Raw genomic sequence first — 16,733 nt, 5'->3', positions numbered from 1 at the left:
GTCACTGCGCGTATAGATAGGCCGCGAGATGCCTCGCCTCCGGCTCGGTGATCCCCGTAGCGGGCATGGCGGAATGCTGTGAAAAACGCTGCGGCGAGACGATCCAGCTTACGAGATTTTCCGACGTATTTTCGACAACGCCGGCAAGATAGACGCGCTCGCGCAGATCGACGAGGGGGCCGCCAACCTTACCATCGGCGCCGGCAACGCCTGGAATGACGTGGCATCCACCGCAGCCATATTTTCGAAAGATGGGAGGTGCTTGCGATGGATCGCCCTGGGTCATAGCCATCGCCACGGAACGCCGCTGCTGCCTCTCCTTCAAGACATTGGCGCCAACCATGACCAGAGACATCGCAACGACAATACTTGTCAGTAGGAGCGAAGCTTTACGGCGAGTGGAAGCGGCCTGCATGGAGCTCTCCTCTACTCGACTTTGCGATCCATAGGGCCAACAGCGCCAGCGCCGCGCTGCCATAAATGATACCTCCCGGCACCCACATCAACATGCCGGCGAGCTGCTGATCCTCAAGCTGCGTCAGACCCCAATCCGGCGCCGTCTGTGTTTGGACCGGATAGACCACACGTGGCGCAAGCGCGACAAGGGCGCCCAGCGCGCTGGTGTGAAGCATGGTGAGGAAAAGATGCCAGGCAGCAGCGCCTCGGTCGCTCCACCACAGCATCGACCACCAGAACAGCAGCGCCGTCATGAAGAAACTGAGATGTTGCATCCGGTGAACGGTGATATCGGTCAGTGTTGCATCGAACAGCAGGGGCGCATGCCAAACCCAGATTGCGGCCCCATGCAGCAGGGTGGCGACCGTTGCGCGGGTGAGCCAATCCCATGCGACCTGGACAAATTTCTCCTTCATCCCTCGCCGGATCAGGCGCCGGATTCTTCTTGGCAACCCCCAAAGCAGCACGCCCACCGGCCGCGAGAGAACGAGGAGAGGTGCAGACACCGCCATGACGAGTTCATGTTCGATCATGTGCACGGCGAAAAGGTGCTCCCCAAGGAAATGCAGGGGCGATACCAACGCCGCCGCAAGCACCAGCCATCCAGCCCACCAGATCAAGGCGGACCTTCCAGTTACGCCGTGGCTGGTGCGTGAGCGCAGCCACAGCCGAAAGGAACCAATTGCATAGAGCAGTCCCACGATGGCGATCGGCGTTACAACCCATGGATCGAAGCTCCAGACGAGCACGGAGGCATGCGGCTCAGCTTCGTGGGCGGCAGCTGGCCCCGCCAGTAGGGACAACACCAGTGCTGCAATTACCGTAGGCATGGGTCGAGCAGCATGGCGGCGGCTGCCTGCAAGAGAAGGGCAAAGGCGAAGGCGAGACCGGCAAGGACATTCAGCTTGGCGATGAACAGAATTGCTCGAGGTTCGCTTGGCCCAAAACGGGCATGCGAGACGAGGGTTCCGGCGAGTGCCACGGCCACAGCAACGAACGAGGCGACAGTCGACCAGGAGACGCCGGCGCCACAATCGGCGTAAGGCAGGATTTGACCGAGCTGGGTATTGATTGCCCACGCGCCACACGCGAGGAGCAATCCGGCGTATTTGGCGATCCCAGTGCTCATAGCCGAGGCACCCAATAGAGACAGACGTAGAGGGGAAGCCACGTGACGATCACGAAGTTCCAATAGAGGCAATTATCCTCGACGTCGCCGTAGCGGCGCGTGTTGTCGCCGTATCGGGTGAACATCAGGCAGGTGAGAACAAGCGTATCGATGAGGTCTGTGATGACGTGGGCGGTATGCAGTCCTAGCAATGTCCACACGATCGAGCCATAGGCATTTTCATCCCAGCTGACATGCATGGCAGGAAATTCGAAGATGCGGGGTGCGAGCGGCGCCGCCTCGAGGAGCGTCATCACGATCAGCCCGATACGGACCTTCGCCAGTGCCCTCGCCGTCGCCCAGCGGGAAACGAGGATATTTGGGACGATGCTTGCCAGGAGGAGGAGCGTGAGCATGGTTCCGGGGAAAAGATCGGGCGGCGGCGCATCGATCGGCCAGTTCGGGGCGAGGCTCAGCAAGTAGAAGTAGATTGCGATCGCCAGGGCGAAACCGCTGCCCTCGATGAGCATGAAGGCACAGGTTCCCCACCAGGTGGGACTGGCGGTGCTCAGCCCATGCAGGGGCAGTTTCGATACGTCCAGCACCGCCCTCTCTTTCATGATATGTCCTCCGCTGTGCCCTTTGGCCAAAACCAGCCGATCAGGCACACCGCAATCGGGATCGACCCCCAGACGACCGCCCACGGCGTGAAAATCGAGCCGATCAGCATGATCGAAGTGGCGATCGCCGCCCAGAACGGCCAGATGGAGTCGCGCGGCGACGATTCCCGCGCTTCCGGCAAGGCTTCAACCACGCTGCTCACAATGAGTTCCCGGCGATCGACCCGTTGCCCTGCCGTCACAGCGAGTTCCTCGGGATGCATCCAAAGAGGATCAGAGGCATCGACAACGGGGATCCTGCGAAAATTATAGGCCGGAGGCGGTGACGAGGTCGCCCACTCCAGCGTCGCTGCCTTCCAGGGATTTGGTCCGGCCTGTGGGCCTGATCGCCAGGCGCGCACAACATCGATGACGAAGACGAGAAAGCCGGAAACCAGGAGCAGCGCGCTCAGGCTGATGAAAAGGTTCAATCCTCCCCAGGGTAGGTCCGGCTGGTAGGTGTAGACCCGACGCGGCATACCAAGAAGACCGAGAATGTGCATCGGGAAGAATGTCAGGTTGAAACCCACGAAAATCAGGCCGAACGCCCATCGTCCGAGCCGCTCGCTCATCATTCGACCGGTCATTTTTGGAAACCAGTAATAGATCGCCCCGAGCAACGGAAAGACCGCGCCACCGACGAGCACATAGTGGAAGTGCGCAACCACGAAATATGTATCATGAACCTGTGTGTCGAATGGCACGGATGCGACCATGACTCCGGTCAGGCCACCGATCACGAAGGTGACGATGAAGCCGATCACGAACAGCAGCGGTGTCGCAAATACTGGCCGACCGAGCCACAGCGTCGCCAACCAGCAGAAAATCTGGATTCCCGCCGGCACTGCGATCGCCATGCTCGACGCCGTGAAGAAACTCTCGCCTAGTCGCGGCAGGCCAACGACGAACATGTGATGTACCCAAAGACCGAAGGCCAGGATACCTGTGGCGATGAAAGCCATCACGAGAGGCAGATAGCCGAATATGGCCCGACGGGAAAAAGTGGCGACGATCGTCGAAACCATACCCGCGGCCGGAAGAAATATGATGTAGACCTCGGGATGGCCGAAAAACCAGAACACGTGCTGCCAGAGCAAGGCGTCGCCGCCGGCGGCCGGATTGTAGAACTGCGTTTCCACCAGGCGATCGAGGATGAGTGTTGAACTAGCAAACATGATCGCCGGCATCGCCATGATGACGATGAACGCCATGACGAGCATGGACCAGACCAGCAGGGGTATGCGGTCGAGCGACATGCCGGGCGCGCGCTGCTTGAACACCGTGACGACGATTTCCACAGCAACCGCAAGCGCCGACAGCTCGGTGAAAGTGATCATCTGCGCCCAAATGTCGGCGCGCTTTCCGGAACCATATTCCGGGCCGGAAAGCGGCACATAGGCGAACCAGCCGACGTCTGGCGCGGCATCGAGAGCGAAGGAAATCCAAAGGAGCAGACCGCCAGCCAATATGATCCAGTAGGAAAAGGCATTCAGCCGAGGAAAAGCGATGTTGCGGGTGCCGACCATGAGCGGCACGAGGTAGATGGCCATCGCCTCCATCACCGGGACTGCGAACAGGAACATCATGGTGCTCCCGTGCATGGTGAAGATCTGGTTGTATCGGTCAGGGTCGAGAATACGCGCTTCCGGCCGTGCCAGCTGAATGCGCATCGCGACCGCCAGCAGCCCTCCCAGGATGAGGAAGATGAATGCGGTGACTATGTAACGCCGAGCGATGATCTTGTGGTCCACCGTCGCAAGGGCATTCCAAATCCCGCGCGGTGTTTCCCAGCTCTGCCGCAGATGCCGCTCGAGCTCGGCGTCGTCCAATCCGTCGTCCATCAACGGAGATTGCTTCCGGTCCTCACTCATTCGAGGCCCTCCATATAAGCGGCAAGCTGTCGTAGCTCGTCGCTTGAAAGGGGAACCAGCGGCATATTGTTTCCGGGCTTCAACGTCTGGGGATCGGCGATCCAGGCGGCAAGCGAACCGCGGGTGTTTTCGAGCAGTCCTGCTGCAATGGTGCGGCGGCTGCCGACATGGCTAAGGTCAGGCCCGGTCGTGCCCAAAGCCCTCGTGCCGCGTATCGTATGGCATGCGGCGCATTGCTTGGCCATGAATACGGCTTTGCCTGCAACGGCCTCCGCCTCCCTTGGTTCCGCACCGAGTCCGCGTTGTCTCTCGGCCCAGCGCTCGTAATCCGCCTGCGCTTCCGCGATTACGAAGAGTGCCATGTGGCTATGCTGCAGACCGCAAAACTCCGCGCACTGGCCGCGATAGATGCCTGGTCTTTCTGCCCGCAGCGTCAGCGTGTTTTCGCGACCGGGGATAAGGTCCTGCTTGCCGGCAAGGCTCGGCACCCAAAAGGAATGAATGACGTCGCTGCTCTTGAGCCGCAGCCGCACGGCTTTCCCGACCGGGACGTGGATCTCGTTGGCCGTCACGAAGCCGCCCGCGGAATCTGAACCGACATAAGTGAATTGCCACCACCATTGCTGGGCCGTGACGTCGATCGTCAGCTCCGGGGTCGTAGCCTCGGAGAGCGCGCGGGTCGTATAGAAGCTCGCGATCGTCAAACCGGCTATGACGAGCACTGTTGCGCCGACCGCGCCGGAAACGGCGACGGCTGCTTTGCGCTCGGAAATTGCGCCACTGTCTCGATCGCGCCGACGCGCAAGCGCTAAGACCAAAGCGATCATGACCAGCAACCACACGGCAGCGCAGACGAAGATTACCCCAACTATCAAGGCCTTGAGCTCAATCGCCGCGTGGCCTTCAGCATTCAGGGCCGACTGGGCGCCGCTACATCCCGAAGCCAGTGACGCGAGCAGGAGGAGAGTCGAGGTCCTTTTCAAGATGGCGGCCCTTGCTCGGAACGGGGCAGCACCGGGCGGTCTTCATTGAAGAGAATGGCGGCCGGCGCCCGGTTTTCCGCCGGTCGGGTGTGCTTGTCGTCGTTCCGGCTCGGTGCGGTCAGCGAAGCCGAATAGGCGCCGATCGTCTTGACATAGCCGGCAAGCTGCCAGATCTGGTCTGTCGTCATCCTGCTGCGGAAGGCCGGCATTCCCCGCGGACGTCCGTCTCGAATGGAGGACGCTATCGCGACCAGCGAGGGTCCGTATAACCACCATCCATCGAGCAAAGACGGCCCCGCCCCACCTCGACCGTCGCCGTGGCAGGAAGGGCATCCGAACCAGGAATACAGCCGCTTGCCCTGGCTTAGGTCATAGGCACTCGTTTCATAGGGCTTGTCGAGCGCGAAATAGATTTCGGGAGGCGCACCACCGATGCCAGCAGGCATCAGGCGCAACTGGTTGAGAGCGGCTGCGACCGGAGGGTCTGTCCGATATTGCCGCGGCTGACGTTCCAAGCCGATAAGAGCAGCGAGACCAACAAGCGACAAAATGCACAAGATAGTGGCCAACCGCTGCGCGACGCTACCATTAAGAACCTTCCCTGGCATCATTGAAGCTCCAGAGCACTGCCCCTGATCAACGGTACCTCAATGGGCCGGCCGAAGTATGCCGGCAAGCTGTGAGAAGGGCGTTCTCGCTCCGGCATCGATGGCCCGGCCTATAACGCGTCGGCTTCCGGATGTACGCGGCGCGGTCCCCATCGGGGGCCGGTTGCGGCCGAACGGGATGCGGCTTGCGGCCTAGGTGACTGCGCCCCCAACCATCAGCGCCAGAATAAGGAACACCAGGAAAATCAGCACGGCGATGTAAAACAGTATCTTGGCGATGCCTGCGGTCGCTGACGAAATGCCGGAGAACCCGAGGAGGCCAGTTACCAACGAGATGACGAAGAAAATAAAAGCCCATTTTAGCATCGCAACACCTTCTCTTCTTCAAAAATACCAGCTCGAAGCTGGGGCGCGGCAATCACCGACGCGTATCAGCGGTTACTTACCTCGCTTCGGATCCTTGCCCGCGGCCTGGCTACTTCTCTTGGCGTCGCCTTTCTTGCCCTGTTCGCCTCCGCGATTTCCGCCATGCGTGCCCTTTGAAGTCTTTGCGGTCTTTGCGTCCTTGAGGTTAGTCGCCATCTCGCACTCCTCGAAAGATTAAGGTTTTGCGCACAACGCAACCGCGAAATGGGAATAAAGTTCCGCCATCCCCTGCAGTGAACGTGACGCTCATGCCCCCGGGCCCGAGACTTGATGGCGGGCCGACGAAGCTCCCGTTTGATTTAAGGAAGGAAAGCGCCTCCGAACGCAGGCATGCAGCCATGGGCTCATGCTCAGAGCTTCATGTAGGCCTACTAGGCCATCGCGCCGGTGATGCGCGCGAATTTTCCCTCAACTCCGTCCGGAACATTCGCGCTCCTGGAACGCAATCGTGCGTCCATGCTTCGCACGAGGAGGCTGGAACTGATCGCGATGCGCGGCATTCCAGCTAGAATGGCATAAGGAACGGAGGCGGTTTCCCATGAGGCTGCGCACTTTCCGACGCGACACCATTACCAGGCCAGTCTTCAAATGGGCCTCGCGCATCATCCCGCCGATCTCTGAGACCGAACGGGACGCAATTGAGGCGGGCACGGTGTGGTGGGATGGCGAGCTTTTCACCGGCGATCCCGACTGGCGAAAGCTTCTCGCCATGCCGCCAGCGAAACTGTCCGCAGAAGAGCAGGACTTCATGCGTGGGCCGGTGCGCGAACTTTGTGCGATGGTGGATGACTGGAAAATAAACTGGGAGCAACGTGACCTGCCGCGTGAGGTCTGGGATTTCCTGCGCGGGAAGAAGTTCTTCGGCATGATCATCCCGAAAAAATATGGCGGCCTCGGCTTTTCAAACACCGCGCATTCGGAGGTCGTCCGTACCGTCTCCTCCTGCAGCGTCGTGGCCGGTGTGACGGTGATGGTGCCGAACTCGCTTGGCCCCAGCGAATTGCTGATGCATTTCGGCACCGACGAGCAGCGCGATTACTGGCTGCCCAGGCTCGCCGACGGGCGCGAGATTCCCTGTTTTGCCCTGACCTCGCCAGACGCCGGCTCGGACGCGGCAGCGATGACCGACACCGGCGTCGTCGAGTATGGCGAATGGGAGGGCGAAAAGGTCCTGGGCGTCAGGCTTAACTTCCACAAGCGTTACATCACGCTCGGCCCGATCGCCACCGTGGCGGGTATCGCCTTCAAGATGTACGACCCTGAAAATCACCTCGGCCGCGGCAAGAAACTCGGCATCACGGTCGCGTTGTTGCCGACGTCGATGCCAGGTGTCACGCATGGCGAGCGGCACATTCCGCAATTCACCCATTTCCAGAACGGTCCGCTTTACGGCGAGGACGTGTTCTTGCCGCTTGACCTGATCTTGGGCGGCAAGAAGCAGATAGGACAAGGCTGGAAGATGCTGATGACGGCGCTCGCGGCTGGCCGCGGCATTTCGCTGCCGGCGCAATCGGCGGCGGCGGCGGCCATATGCGCACGCTCCAGCGGCGCCTATGCGCGGGTCAGGACCCAGTTCGACGTGCCGATCGGCATGTTCGAGGGCATCCGGAAGCCGCTTGCCGATATTGCCGCAAACATTTACCAGATCGATGCCGCACGACGGCTCACCATCGCCGCTCTCGACGAGGGACACAGGCCGTCGGTGATCTCGGCCATCATGAAGTTCCATGCCACCGAGCGGATGCGCGATTCCGTCGGGAAGGCGATGGACATCCACGGCGGCAAGGCGATCATCGACGGTCCGAGGAATTATCTCGCCAGCCAATACAGGTCGGTGCCGATCGGAATCACGGTCGAGGGCGCCAATATTCTCACGCGCAACCTGATGATCTTCGGCCAGGGCGCGGTGCGCTCCCATCCCTACATGCTGAAGGAGATTCTGGCGCTATCCGAACAGGAGGGGGAGAAGGGCCTGGACACCTTCGACAAGATGCTCTGGCGCCATGTCGGCCATGCTTTCGCTACGCTTTGGCGCGCCTTCGTCCGCGGCTGGTCGGGCGGGCGCATCGGTCCGGCCCCGGATGGGGCGGCGATGCCCGGCTACTGGAAACAGCTCTCGCGGCATGCCGCAGCCTTCGCGCTGCTTGCGGATCTCTCGCTGCTGACGTTGGGCGGCGCGCTCAAGCGCAAGGAAATGATCTCAGCCAGACTCGGTGACATACTTTCTGAACTCTACCTGCTCGGCGCTGTTCTGAAGCGTTTCGAGGCAGAGGGTCGGCATGAGGAAGACCGACCTATCGTCGATTATTTGATGCGCCAGGGGCAGGGCCGCATCGCGGCCGCCTTTGCCGGCGTACTCGACAATCTGCCATCGCGCTGGGCGGCATTCCTTGTGAGGCTTGTCGCTTTCCCCGCTGGCGTATCCGCTCCGACGCCGTCCGACGAACTGACGAGCGCGGTGGCCGAAACACTGATGAAGGATTCGCCGCAGCGCGACCGGCTGACGCCAGACATCTACCTCGGGGAAGGACACGCGGAGCATCCGCTGAAGGATCTCGAGCGGGCTCTCAGGCACGTGATCGCGGTGGCACCCCTCGAAAAGAGGATGCGCGATATGCATGTCCGTGACCTCGAAGCGGCCCGCGACAAGGGTGTCATCAGCGAAGCTGAATTCGCGCAACTCACCGAAGCCAAGGCGGCGGTGGACCGTGTGATTGCAGTCGACGCATTTCCCATGGAAGAGATATCGCCGATTGCAACGCAGCATCGACGAAAGAAGACGACCCGTGACGAGCGCTCGGCGCGCTCCGATGCCACGCAGTGAGACGCGGCATATTGGACCTGCGCCTGCCTCAGGCCATCAAGGATCTTGACCGCGCCTGAGCGCCCAGAGAAGCAGCTTTGCATAGAACTTTTCGCGCAGGGTCGTCGGGGCCGCGAGCTGCATTCTTTCGAGTGCCGCGCGCTCCTCATGGTCGGGCCGGTCTTCGGCCAACGACGCGAGGACCGCGCGCGCGAGCAATCGTCTGGAGGCACTTATATGCTTCAGATGCCGCAACGCCGGAACCAGGCGCTGCTCCTCCTCGATGAACTCCGTGCCGAACGGAAATGGGGCGCACCAGCCTTGCTTGCGCAGCGGGAGAAGCGCTTCGGCTATGCGCGCCGGCGTATTGCGGCTGCAGTCCGACGGGATGGTAAAATCCTTTTCGATCTTGCCGGCGGATTTCGCCGTGTCGAGCAGTTCGTCCTGGAAGGCCGAATCGGCGATTGCCAGCATGGCGGCGATGCAGTCGCGGTCGGATTTGCCGTAGAGATCGGCAACGCCGTATTCGGTGACGACCATGTCGCGCAGGTGCCGCGGCAAGGTCACGTGGCCGTAGGACCAGACAAGGCGCGATTCACGGCGGCCGTGCGCCTGGCGTGCAGCATTGAGCGTGATGATGGAGCGCCCGCTTTCGAGCGCGAAGGCCTGGGCGGCGAAATTGTACTGCCCGCCGACGCCCGAGACGACGCGGCCGTCCGCGAGCGCATCCGAAACGGTTGCTCCCATGAGCGTCACCATCATCGCATTGTTGACGAAACGCGCGTTCACCCGATCGGCGCGTTTTTGATCCTCCTCACCGTAGAGTTCATTGACGAAGGAAATGCCCCGCATCCGGAAAAGCGCCCGTTCCTCCTCCGGCAGGCCGCGCAGAAACCGGTGGAACGCGTCGCTGCCGACAAAGAAGCCGGAATGCAGGATTGCCCCGTCCGAGGCACGACGCCTGAGGATGCCTTCCCGGTAGAGGTCCATGAAGCCGTCGACGAACATTTCGCTGGCGGCGTAGAGGCCCGTCTCGAAGGCTCCGGTCTCCCGCTTTGCAACCGCGCTCTCCGGAGAGAGGCGATGCAGCGCGTCGGCGAAGAGCTCGGGCCGCCGCTGCCGCATGATCAGACCCGACGTCAGCGCGTCGCCGAGCGAGCCGATGCCGATCTGCAGCGTTCCGCCATCCTTCACCAGGCTTGCCGCATGGATGCCGATGGCGTGGTCGGCCATCGATACCGGCGCCCTCGGCACGACGAAGAGCGGCCGATCGCAATCGGGTCCGTCGAGAATGAAATCGAATTCGCCGGCCGGCAGCGCCGCCTCGCCCGGCATGAAGGGCAATTGCGAGCTGACTTCGCCTACCAGCAGAAAAGATTCCCGCCGCGCCCTTATCTTCGGCAGGACATCGAGCGTGATGTCGGTATTGCAGGACAGGCTGTACTCGGCGTCCACGCCGTTGCCGCGCTTTGCCACAAGTTGCGCGAGCACGTTGATGCCGCGGTCGATGAGGTAGCGGCCGACATGGGTGTAGTTGGCCGAGATGTAGTTCTGCTGGGCGATCTCGACCGCGAGCCAGCGACCGGCGACGAAAAAGAACTCGCTGACACGGATGTTTTCCGGCAATTCGCCTTCGCGCAGCGCCTTGGCGTATGCGATGTCCGGGCAGCCCGAATATAGCCGTTCAACCAGTGGCTCGACGAAGCGGCGTTCCATGTCGCTCGACCAGGAAGGTTTTTCCAGCGTCAGCGCCGTGAGTATCTCAAGATCGATCGCCCTGTCCTTGACGGCCCGGTCGAACAAAGCGTTGGCGACGAGATTGGCTTTGCCAAGTCCGAGTGGAAGCCCGAGAACGATGCGCCCGTCAAGGCGCTCGATGATGCGGTCGGCGATGCTTTCGGCCTGTTGATGCTGGTCTGGCTTGCCCGTCACGTTTGTCCGCTCAATGCCTCCCAGCCCAATGCCTCCCAACCCTTGTCGGGCGCAAACCGGGAGCCGTGCCGCTCTTCGAGCCGCTTCAGCGTCTCGACGATGTCCGCCGCGCCGCGGCTGCGGGCATAGTGCATCGGCCCGCCGCGGAACGGCGCGAAACCGGTCGCGAAGATCATCGCGCCGTCGAGCGTCTCTTCATCCTCGACGATGCCCTCGCGCAGGCAGCGCACACAGGCGTTGAGCATGGGCAGAAGGAGGCGGTCCGTCATCTCCGGACCGGGTGGCGATGCTCCGGAAGCCCTTTTCGGCTTGCCCTTGTCGTCGTAAGCATAGAGTCCCTTGCCCGCTTTTCGGCCGGTCTCGCCGGTTTCAACCTTCTTTTCCAGCCAGGCCGGAATCTCGGGAATGGGATCGTCGAGATTGTTCTTGAGCATCCGGACGACGTCGAGGCCGATGTCGAGCCCGACGCGGTCGGCGAGCTCTATCGGCCCCATCGGCATTCCGAAATCCTCCGCCGCCCTGTCGATGGTCTCCTTTGGTGTTCCCTCGTCGATCATGACGAAAGCCTCGGTGAGATACGGCGTCAGAGCACGGTTGACGAGGAAGCCGGGCGCGCTCTTCACGGCGGCGGGCAGCCGGTCGATCGCGCCGCAGAAGCCGTGCACCCTATCGAGCGTCGCCTGGCTCGCCTGGTCGTGAGCAACAACCTCGACGAGCTCCATCTTGGCGACCGGGTTGAAGAAATGCAGGCCGACAAGTCGGTCCGGAAAGGCCAGCCCCTCGCGCAGCACCTCGAGCGGAATGCTCGACGTGTTGGTGGCGAGGATGGCGTCCTCCTTCATTTTCGGCGCGATCCCGTCAAACACCTTGCGTTTGACGTCCGCCTTCTCGACGACTGCCTCGATGACCAGATCCGCCTTGGCGACGCCCGCCCCCTCGAAATCGGGGATCAGACGGTCGAGGGCGTCGCGGCGTTCGATGCTCGAATGAAGCTTCTTGTCGTAGAACTCAGCGGCGCGGCCGATCGCCTTGGCGATGATCTCGTGGTCGAGGTCGGCGAGCGTGACACGCAACCCTCGCGCCGCGCACCAGGCAGCGATGTCGCCACCCATCGTGCCCGCCCCGATGACGTGGACGTGCCGAATGCCGCTTTCGCGCTTGGCGGAGTCCTTCAGCTTTTCGCGCAGGAAGAAGACACGCATGAGGTTCTGTGCCGTCTCGCTGACAAGCAGTTCCGAGAATGAGGTGATCTCGGCCGTTTGCATTGCCTTGGCATCGCCGCCATGCTCCTCCCAGAGATCGATGAGACGGTACGGCGCCGGATAGTGCTGCCTCGGCGCTCGTTTCTCGGCTTCGGCACGAAACTGGCGAGCGGCGAGCTGGCGCGCCGGCGCGAGGCCGAGCAGACCCGATTTCCAGCTGCCGCGATCCGTCCTCATCTCGCCCGCGACGGCGGCGCGCACGGCATTTTCGACATGGCGTTCCTCGATGACCTCGTCGACGAGACCGAGCGCCTTCGCTTTTTTCGCGTGCACGGTCTTTCCCGTCAGCATTATCGTCATCGCCTCGACGGGATCGATCAGCGCCGTCAGCCGGAACGTCCCGCCGAGTCCGGGATGCAGGCCGAGCCTTATCTCCGGAAAGCCCAGTTTCGCGTCACTCAAAGCAATGCGGTATTTGCAGGCGAGTGCGATTTCCAGACCGCCGCCGAGGCAATAGCCATGGATCACCGCCACGGTCGGTATCGCGAGCGCCGCCAGCCGGTCGATGAGCCCGTGCGCCCACCGCATACGCTTCTCCACGTCGCGCCCTTCGGTCGCGCCTTTGAAGTCGCGGATGTCAGCGCCGGCGATGAAGCCGCCCTTCTTGGCCGAGCGGATGACGAGACCCTTGGCTCCCATGCCCTCAACCTCGGCAAGCGCCGTGTCGAGTTCGGCGATGACTGCTTCCGACAGCGTGTTCGCGCTTTCGTTGGCCCTGTCGAGCGCGAGCCAGGCGATTTCGTCCGGTCCCTTGCTCAGCCGCCAATGGGTGAAAGCCTTCAGGACGGTTCCTGGCCCGAACTCCCTGTTTCGTGGGGCGAGCGTTTCCCAGACGGAGGTTTTCCCGGTTGGCATTACACAACCTCCAGAAGCATGGCGCCGCCTTGCCCACCGCCGATGCACTCGGTGGCGATGCCGCGCTTCACCCCGAGCCGGCGCATCGCGTTGGCGAGATGAAGCACGAGGCGGTTTCCGCTCGTGCCGACCGGATGCCCGAGGCTGATCGCCCCTCCGTCGACATTGAGCCGGACCCGTTCGATGCGCCCGAAGATGCCGTCGAGACCGAGCACGTCGCGGCAATATTCCTCGTTCTCCCATGCGGCGAGGCAGGCAAGAACCTGCGCGGCGAAGGCTTCATTGAGTTCCCAAAGATCGATGTCGTCGCGAGAAAGCTTTCTGCGTTTCATGATTTCAGTCGAACACAATGTCGGGGCGAGCCCCATGATCGAGGGATCGAGGGCCGACCATTCACTGTCGACGATGCGGGCGAGCGGCGCGAGCTTGTGCCTGTTCATCGCGTCTTCCGATGCGAGGACAACCCAGCAGGCGCCATCGGTGACCTGGGAGGAATTGCCGGCGGTGACGTTGCCGTAGGGCTTTTCGAAAACCGCCTGCAACTTCGCGAGCTTGTCCATCGACGTGTCCGGCCGCACGCCGTCATCGTGATCGTAAAGCATGCCGTTTCGGGAGATCGCCGGGATGACCTCTCCCGCGAGGAAGCCTTCATTCTGCGCGCGCTCCAGCCGTTGATGGCTTTCCAGGGCGTAGGTGTCAGCAGCTTCGCGCGTGATGCCGAACAGATGGCCGATTACTTCTGCCGTCTGGCCCATATTGAGATCAGTGATCGGATCGGTAAGTCCGCGTTCGAGGCCGACCACAGGCCTCGCCATCTCCGGTCTCAAACCCGCCAAGGCAGTGGCTTTTTCCCAGGGTGTCTTCGCCGTTGTAAAGCCGCCGAACCATTCGACGGCGTGCTGGCGGAGCACCAGTGGTGCATGGGACAGCGCCTCCGTTCCGCCGGCGAGAATGAGATCGGCGCTGCCAGCTTCGATCGCGCGGAAGGCTATGTCGATCGACTGCATGCCCGAGCCGCAATTGATCTGGACGGTAAAGGCGGTCATCGCCGCCCCCATGCCGAGCCTGAGGGCGGCCACGCGCGCCGGGTTCATCTCGTCGGCGATCACATTGACGCAGCCGAGAATGACGACGTCGAATTCATTCCGAGAGAAAGGCTGACGGAGGAGAAGCGGCCGTCCGCATTGCACGGCAAGATCAACAGGCGTGAACGGTCCCGGCTTGTGGCGCGCCCGGAGAAAAGGCGTACGCGCTCCATCCACCAGGTAGACGGGACGACCAGAACTCGCCGCGGTCCGATTGGGGGACCGCGATTCGTCGGCGACCGGTACCCCGGCAGTAGGCGCCTTCGTCGCTGCAGCGGAGTTCGGCGGCTGAGCCATCGCTTAGCTCCCAACAGGCGGCGGGACGTCGAACCGGATGTTCTCCTCGAAAGCATAAGAAGATCACGCGTCAGCCGCATGGATTCGCGTGAAGATCAAACGTTCAACGCCAGTAATCGGTTCCGCAGGCACGGGTTCAGACTGGAAAGGCAGCATGGTGGCGGCGCCAAATGCGACCAGGAGCTTCCGTCCGCGTGTTCGTTGACGATGCCCAGGCGAATCGAACGGTGTCCAATTTCGGGATGAAAGAGTGCCCGGTGATCGCCGGCATGACTTGATCAGGTGCTCCACGCCGGAATTGCTGCAACACCGGCAAAGATCACCGTTCGCTTCAGGTGGGCGGTGGCGTCTTCAGAAGCGCTTTTTCTGTCGTCAAATCCGGCTCTCCAGCTTCATGCAGGGTGCCCGGGTTAACCATTTGTTAACCGCGATTCACGTAAATCTTGGCAACCAAAAATTAACGTAGATGACCAAAGTGCTAACAGATACTCGCTCGATCCGTATCAAGGGGCGCTCCTTCCTGGCGCTCGTGCTTTCTCCGGAACTGCCACTCGACGGATGGCTTACCCGGCTCGACGACTTGGCCTCGCGCTCGGCGGGGTTTTTCCTGGGCAGGCCGGTCGTCCTCGATGTGGAAGACATCGAGATCGATCGGGCGCAGTTGAAAGCACTGATCGCCGAGCTTGCGAAACGCAACGTGCGCATCATGGGCATCGAAGGCGGGCGCCCGTCACTGTTCGAGCCGGGCATGCCCCCGGCCATGAAGGGCGGCCGGCCCGCTCCGGATTTCGAGGTTCCGTCGGCCGAGCAGGCCGCCGAATCGGCGAAGTCCGGTCAGGGCAAGCCGGCAGAACCCGTCGTTCGCGCCGAGCCGCAGGTGGTCAGGGCGATGCCTTCGATCATCATCAGGGAACCCGTCCGTTCCGGGCAATCGGTGATCTTTCCCGAAGGCGATGTCACCGTCGTCGGGTCGGTTGCCTCGGGCGCGGAAATCATCGCGGGCGGTTCGGTCCACATCTACGGAACGCTGCGGGGACGGGCGCTGGCGGGATCCGTGGGTAATGCCTCGGCGCGCATCTTCTGCCGTAAGCTCGAAGCAGAATTGCTGGCAATCGACGGTGTCTACAAGACCGCCGACGACATGGCGCCACACCTTCGCGGGCAGGCAGTGCAGCTCTGGCTCGAGGGCGATTCAATCATGGCAGAGAGACTTAATTGAGCCGGCTGCCGGCCGGGAAACAGGAGTGCAAGATGGCGAAAGTAATCGTGGTTACATCGGGTAAGGGCGGCGTCGGCAAGACGACGTCTACCGCCGCACTCGGTGCGGCATTGGCGCAGAGAAACGAGAAGACGGTAGTCGTCGATTTTGACGTCGGCCTGCGCAATCTCGATCTGGTCATGGGCGCCGAGCGGCGAGTCGTCTACGACCTGGTCAATGTCATACAGGGCGACGCCAAGCTGCCGCAGGCGCTGATCCGCGACAAGCGGCTCGAGACGCTCTTTCTGCTGCCGGCATCGCAGACCCGCGACAAGGACAGCCTGACCGCCGAGGGCGTCGAAAAGGTGATGGCCGAGCTGAAGAAGCACTTCGACTGGATCATCTGCGACAGCCCGGCGGGGATCGAACGCGGCGCCACGCTCGCCATGCGCCATGCGGACGTTGCCGTCATCGTCACCAACCCGGAGGTCTCGTCGGTCCGCGACTCGGATCGCATCATCGGCCTTCTCGACTCAAAGACGGAAAGGGCCGAGCGCGGCGAGCGGGTGGAGAAGCATCTCCTGCTCACCCGCTACGATCCCGCGCGCGCCGAACGCGGCGACATGCTGAAGGTCGACGACGTGCTCGAGATCCTGTCGATCCCGCTGCTCGGCATCGTGCCGGAGAGCACGGATGTTCTGCGCGCCTCGAACCTCGGCGCGCCGGTCACACTCGCCGACAGCCGCAGCGCACCGGCGCTCGCCTATCTCGACGCCGCCCGCCGCCTCGCTGGCGAAACGGTATCGATGACCATTCCCGGCGAAAAGCGCGGCCTGTTCGGCAAGATATTCGGACGGAGGGCAGCATGAGTATTTTCAGCTTCTTCACCAAGCAGACGTCCGCGCCGACAGCGCGCGAACGCCTCCAGGTCTTGCTCGCACACGAGCGAGCCTCGGTCGGTCACTCGGATCTCGTCGCGCAACTGCGGGAGGAAATCCTCGCGGTCATTGCCAAACACGTTCAGGTCGACCGCGACAAGGTAAATGTGAAGATGGACCGCGGCGAACAGGTCTCGACACTGGAGGTCGATATCGAGATCCCGCTCGACGCCAGTGTGCGCGCAGCCTGATAGAGAAAGGCTGCTCGCCCCGATAGTCTCGGCCGGCCACAACGGAGCGGCCGAGATGCCC

The 16,733-nt window shown here is 62.1% G+C and carries 15 protein-coding genes; 4 read left to right on the top strand and 11 right to left on the bottom strand.

All coding sequences use genetic code 11. The features are described from left to right. Window position 1: 1 nt before the first annotated feature. The 8 genes from QA637_RS24365 to QA637_RS24330 form a co-directional block, all read right to left on the bottom strand. A complete protein-coding gene (locus tag QA637_RS24365) occupies window positions 2-415 on the bottom strand; it encodes a c-type cytochrome (RefSeq protein WP_283065221.1) in 414 nt (137 codons plus the stop codon). After that, window positions 390-1,286 (bottom strand): cytochrome c oxidase assembly protein, encoded by an 897-nt coding sequence (locus QA637_RS24360; RefSeq protein WP_283065219.1) that lies wholly within the window; start codon window positions 1,284-1,286, stop codon window positions 390-392. Before QA637_RS24360 ends, QA637_RS24365 begins: the two co-directional genes overlap by 26 nt. Continuing rightward, window positions 1,274-1,585: a hypothetical protein gene (locus QA637_RS24355; protein WP_153437423.1), complete on the bottom strand. Its 312-nt coding sequence runs from the start codon at window positions 1,583-1,585 to the stop codon at window positions 1,274-1,276. The genes QA637_RS24360 and QA637_RS24355 overlap by 13 nt, the downstream gene beginning before the upstream one ends. Beyond that, the gene (locus QA637_RS24350) at window positions 1,582-2,184 is read right to left on the bottom strand and encodes a cytochrome c oxidase subunit 3 (protein WP_153437424.1); all 603 of its coding nucleotides are present in this window, start codon (window positions 2,182-2,184) and stop codon (window positions 1,582-1,584) included. Before QA637_RS24350 ends, QA637_RS24355 begins: the two co-directional genes overlap by 4 nt. After that, window positions 2,181-4,064, bottom strand: coding sequence for a cytochrome c oxidase subunit I (ctaD, locus tag QA637_RS24345; protein ID WP_283067329.1), 1,884 nt, complete (start codon window positions 4,062-4,064; stop codon window positions 2,181-2,183). Before ctaD ends, QA637_RS24350 begins: the two co-directional genes overlap by 4 nt. Window positions 4,065-4,090: 26 nt before the next feature. After that, the gene (gene coxB / locus QA637_RS24340; protein WP_283065216.1) at window positions 4,091-5,077 is read right to left on the bottom strand and encodes a cytochrome c oxidase subunit II; all 987 of its coding nucleotides are present in this window, start codon (window positions 5,075-5,077) and stop codon (window positions 4,091-4,093) included. Further along, window positions 5,074-5,685: a c-type cytochrome gene (locus tag QA637_RS24335; protein ID WP_153437427.1), complete on the bottom strand. Its 612-nt coding sequence runs from the start codon at window positions 5,683-5,685 to the stop codon at window positions 5,074-5,076. The genes coxB and QA637_RS24335 overlap by 4 nt, the downstream gene beginning before the upstream one ends. A 192-nt stretch (window positions 5,686-5,877) precedes the next feature. Next, window positions 5,878-6,051: a DUF1328 domain-containing protein gene (locus QA637_RS24330; RefSeq protein WP_153437428.1), complete on the bottom strand. Its 174-nt coding sequence runs from the start codon at window positions 6,049-6,051 to the stop codon at window positions 5,878-5,880. 598 nt (window positions 6,052-6,649) lie between these two features. Here QA637_RS24330 and QA637_RS24325 point away from each other — a divergent pair. Further along, window positions 6,650-8,935, top strand: a complete 2,286-nt coding sequence (locus tag QA637_RS24325; protein WP_283065214.1) for an acyl-CoA dehydrogenase — start codon at window positions 6,650-6,652, stop codon at window positions 8,933-8,935. Between the two features lie 36 nt (window positions 8,936-8,971). On the opposite strand, the gene QA637_RS24320 is transcribed toward QA637_RS24325, so the two are convergent. Genes QA637_RS24320 through QA637_RS24310 form a run of 3 tightly spaced genes read right to left on the bottom strand, consistent with a single transcriptional unit; the run spans window position 8,972 to window position 14,345 of the window. Continuing rightward, window positions 8,972-10,846 (bottom strand): acetyl-CoA hydrolase/transferase C-terminal domain-containing protein, encoded by a 1,875-nt coding sequence (locus QA637_RS24320; RefSeq protein WP_283065212.1) that lies wholly within the window; start codon window positions 10,844-10,846, stop codon window positions 8,972-8,974. Next, the gene (locus QA637_RS24315; protein ID WP_153437431.1) at window positions 10,843-12,963 is read right to left on the bottom strand and encodes a 3-hydroxyacyl-CoA dehydrogenase NAD-binding domain-containing protein; all 2,121 of its coding nucleotides are present in this window, start codon (window positions 12,961-12,963) and stop codon (window positions 10,843-10,845) included. Before QA637_RS24315 ends, QA637_RS24320 begins: the two co-directional genes overlap by 4 nt. Continuing rightward, complete coding sequence (locus QA637_RS24310) at window positions 12,963-14,345, bottom strand: acetyl-CoA C-acetyltransferase (protein ID WP_153437432.1); 1,383 nt, start codon at window positions 14,343-14,345, stop codon at window positions 12,963-12,965. Before QA637_RS24310 ends, QA637_RS24315 begins: the two co-directional genes overlap by 1 nt. A gap of 466 nt (window positions 14,346-14,811) precedes the next feature. Here QA637_RS24310 and minC point away from each other — a divergent pair, with 466 nt between their 5' ends. From minC to minE, 3 genes are read left to right on the top strand one after another with little or no spacing between them, the layout of a single operon-like run. Then, a complete protein-coding gene (minC, locus tag QA637_RS24305) occupies window positions 14,812-15,564 on the top strand; it encodes a septum site-determining protein MinC (protein ID WP_153437433.1) in 753 nt (250 codons plus the stop codon). 32 nt (window positions 15,565-15,596) lie between these two features. Beyond that, window positions 15,597-16,412: a septum site-determining protein MinD gene (gene minD / locus QA637_RS24300; RefSeq protein ID WP_153437434.1), complete on the top strand. Its 816-nt coding sequence runs from the start codon at window positions 15,597-15,599 to the stop codon at window positions 16,410-16,412. Then, on the top strand, window positions 16,409-16,672 hold the full coding sequence (gene minE, locus QA637_RS24295; RefSeq protein ID WP_136505140.1) for a cell division topological specificity factor MinE: 264 nt from the start codon (window positions 16,409-16,411) through the stop codon (window positions 16,670-16,672). Before minD ends, minE begins: the two co-directional genes overlap by 4 nt. The last annotated feature ends 61 nt before the right edge of the window (window positions 16,673-16,733 follow it).

Origin of the sequence: Sinorhizobium terangae (assembly GCF_029714365.1) — a bacterium.
In the GTDB taxonomy this organism is placed as follows: Bacteria; Pseudomonadota; Alphaproteobacteria; order Rhizobiales; family Rhizobiaceae; genus Sinorhizobium; species Sinorhizobium terangae.
Note: the sequence above shows the minus strand (reverse complement) of the source record. Positions and strands in the feature narration are given on the sequence as shown.

What these genes read in the sequence shown, in the direction of transcription:
- minE (WP_136505140.1), top strand. Translation starts at nt 16,409, where the DNA reads ATGAGTATTTTCAGCTTCTTCACCAAGCAGACGTCCGCGCCGACAGCG.
- QA637_RS24310 (WP_153437432.1), bottom strand. Translation starts at nt 14,345, where the DNA reads ATGGCTCAGCCGCCGAACTCCGCTGCAGCGACGAAGGCGCCTACTGCC.
- QA637_RS24335 (WP_153437427.1), bottom strand. Translation starts at nt 5,685, where the DNA reads ATGCCAGGGAAGGTTCTTAATGGTAGCGTCGCGCAGCGGTTGGCCACT.
- ctaD (WP_283067329.1), bottom strand. Translation starts at nt 4,064, where the DNA reads ATGGACGACGGATTGGACGACGCCGAGCTCGAGCGGCATCTGCGGCAG.
- QA637_RS24355 (WP_153437423.1), bottom strand. Translation starts at nt 1,585, where the DNA reads ATGAGCACTGGGATCGCCAAATACGCCGGATTGCTCCTCGCGTGTGGC.
- minC (WP_153437433.1), top strand. Translation starts at nt 14,812, where the DNA reads ATGACCAAAGTGCTAACAGATACTCGCTCGATCCGTATCAAGGGGCGC.
- QA637_RS24360 (WP_283065219.1), bottom strand. Translation starts at nt 1,286, where the DNA reads ATGCCTACGGTAATTGCAGCACTGGTGTTGTCCCTACTGGCGGGGCCA.
- QA637_RS24325 (WP_283065214.1), top strand. Translation starts at nt 6,650, where the DNA reads ATGAGGCTGCGCACTTTCCGACGCGACACCATTACCAGGCCAGTCTTC.
- QA637_RS24315 (WP_153437431.1), bottom strand. Translation starts at nt 12,963, where the DNA reads ATGCCAACCGGGAAAACCTCCGTCTGGGAAACGCTCGCCCCACGAAAC.
- QA637_RS24330 (WP_153437428.1), bottom strand. Translation starts at nt 6,051, where the DNA reads ATGCTAAAATGGGCTTTTATTTTCTTCGTCATCTCGTTGGTAACTGGC.
- minD (WP_153437434.1), top strand. Translation starts at nt 15,597, where the DNA reads ATGGCGAAAGTAATCGTGGTTACATCGGGTAAGGGCGGCGTCGGCAAG.
- QA637_RS24350 (WP_153437424.1), bottom strand. Translation starts at nt 2,184, where the DNA reads ATGAAAGAGAGGGCGGTGCTGGACGTATCGAAACTGCCCCTGCATGGG.
- QA637_RS24365 (WP_283065221.1), bottom strand. Translation starts at nt 415, where the DNA reads ATGCAGGCCGCTTCCACTCGCCGTAAAGCTTCGCTCCTACTGACAAGT.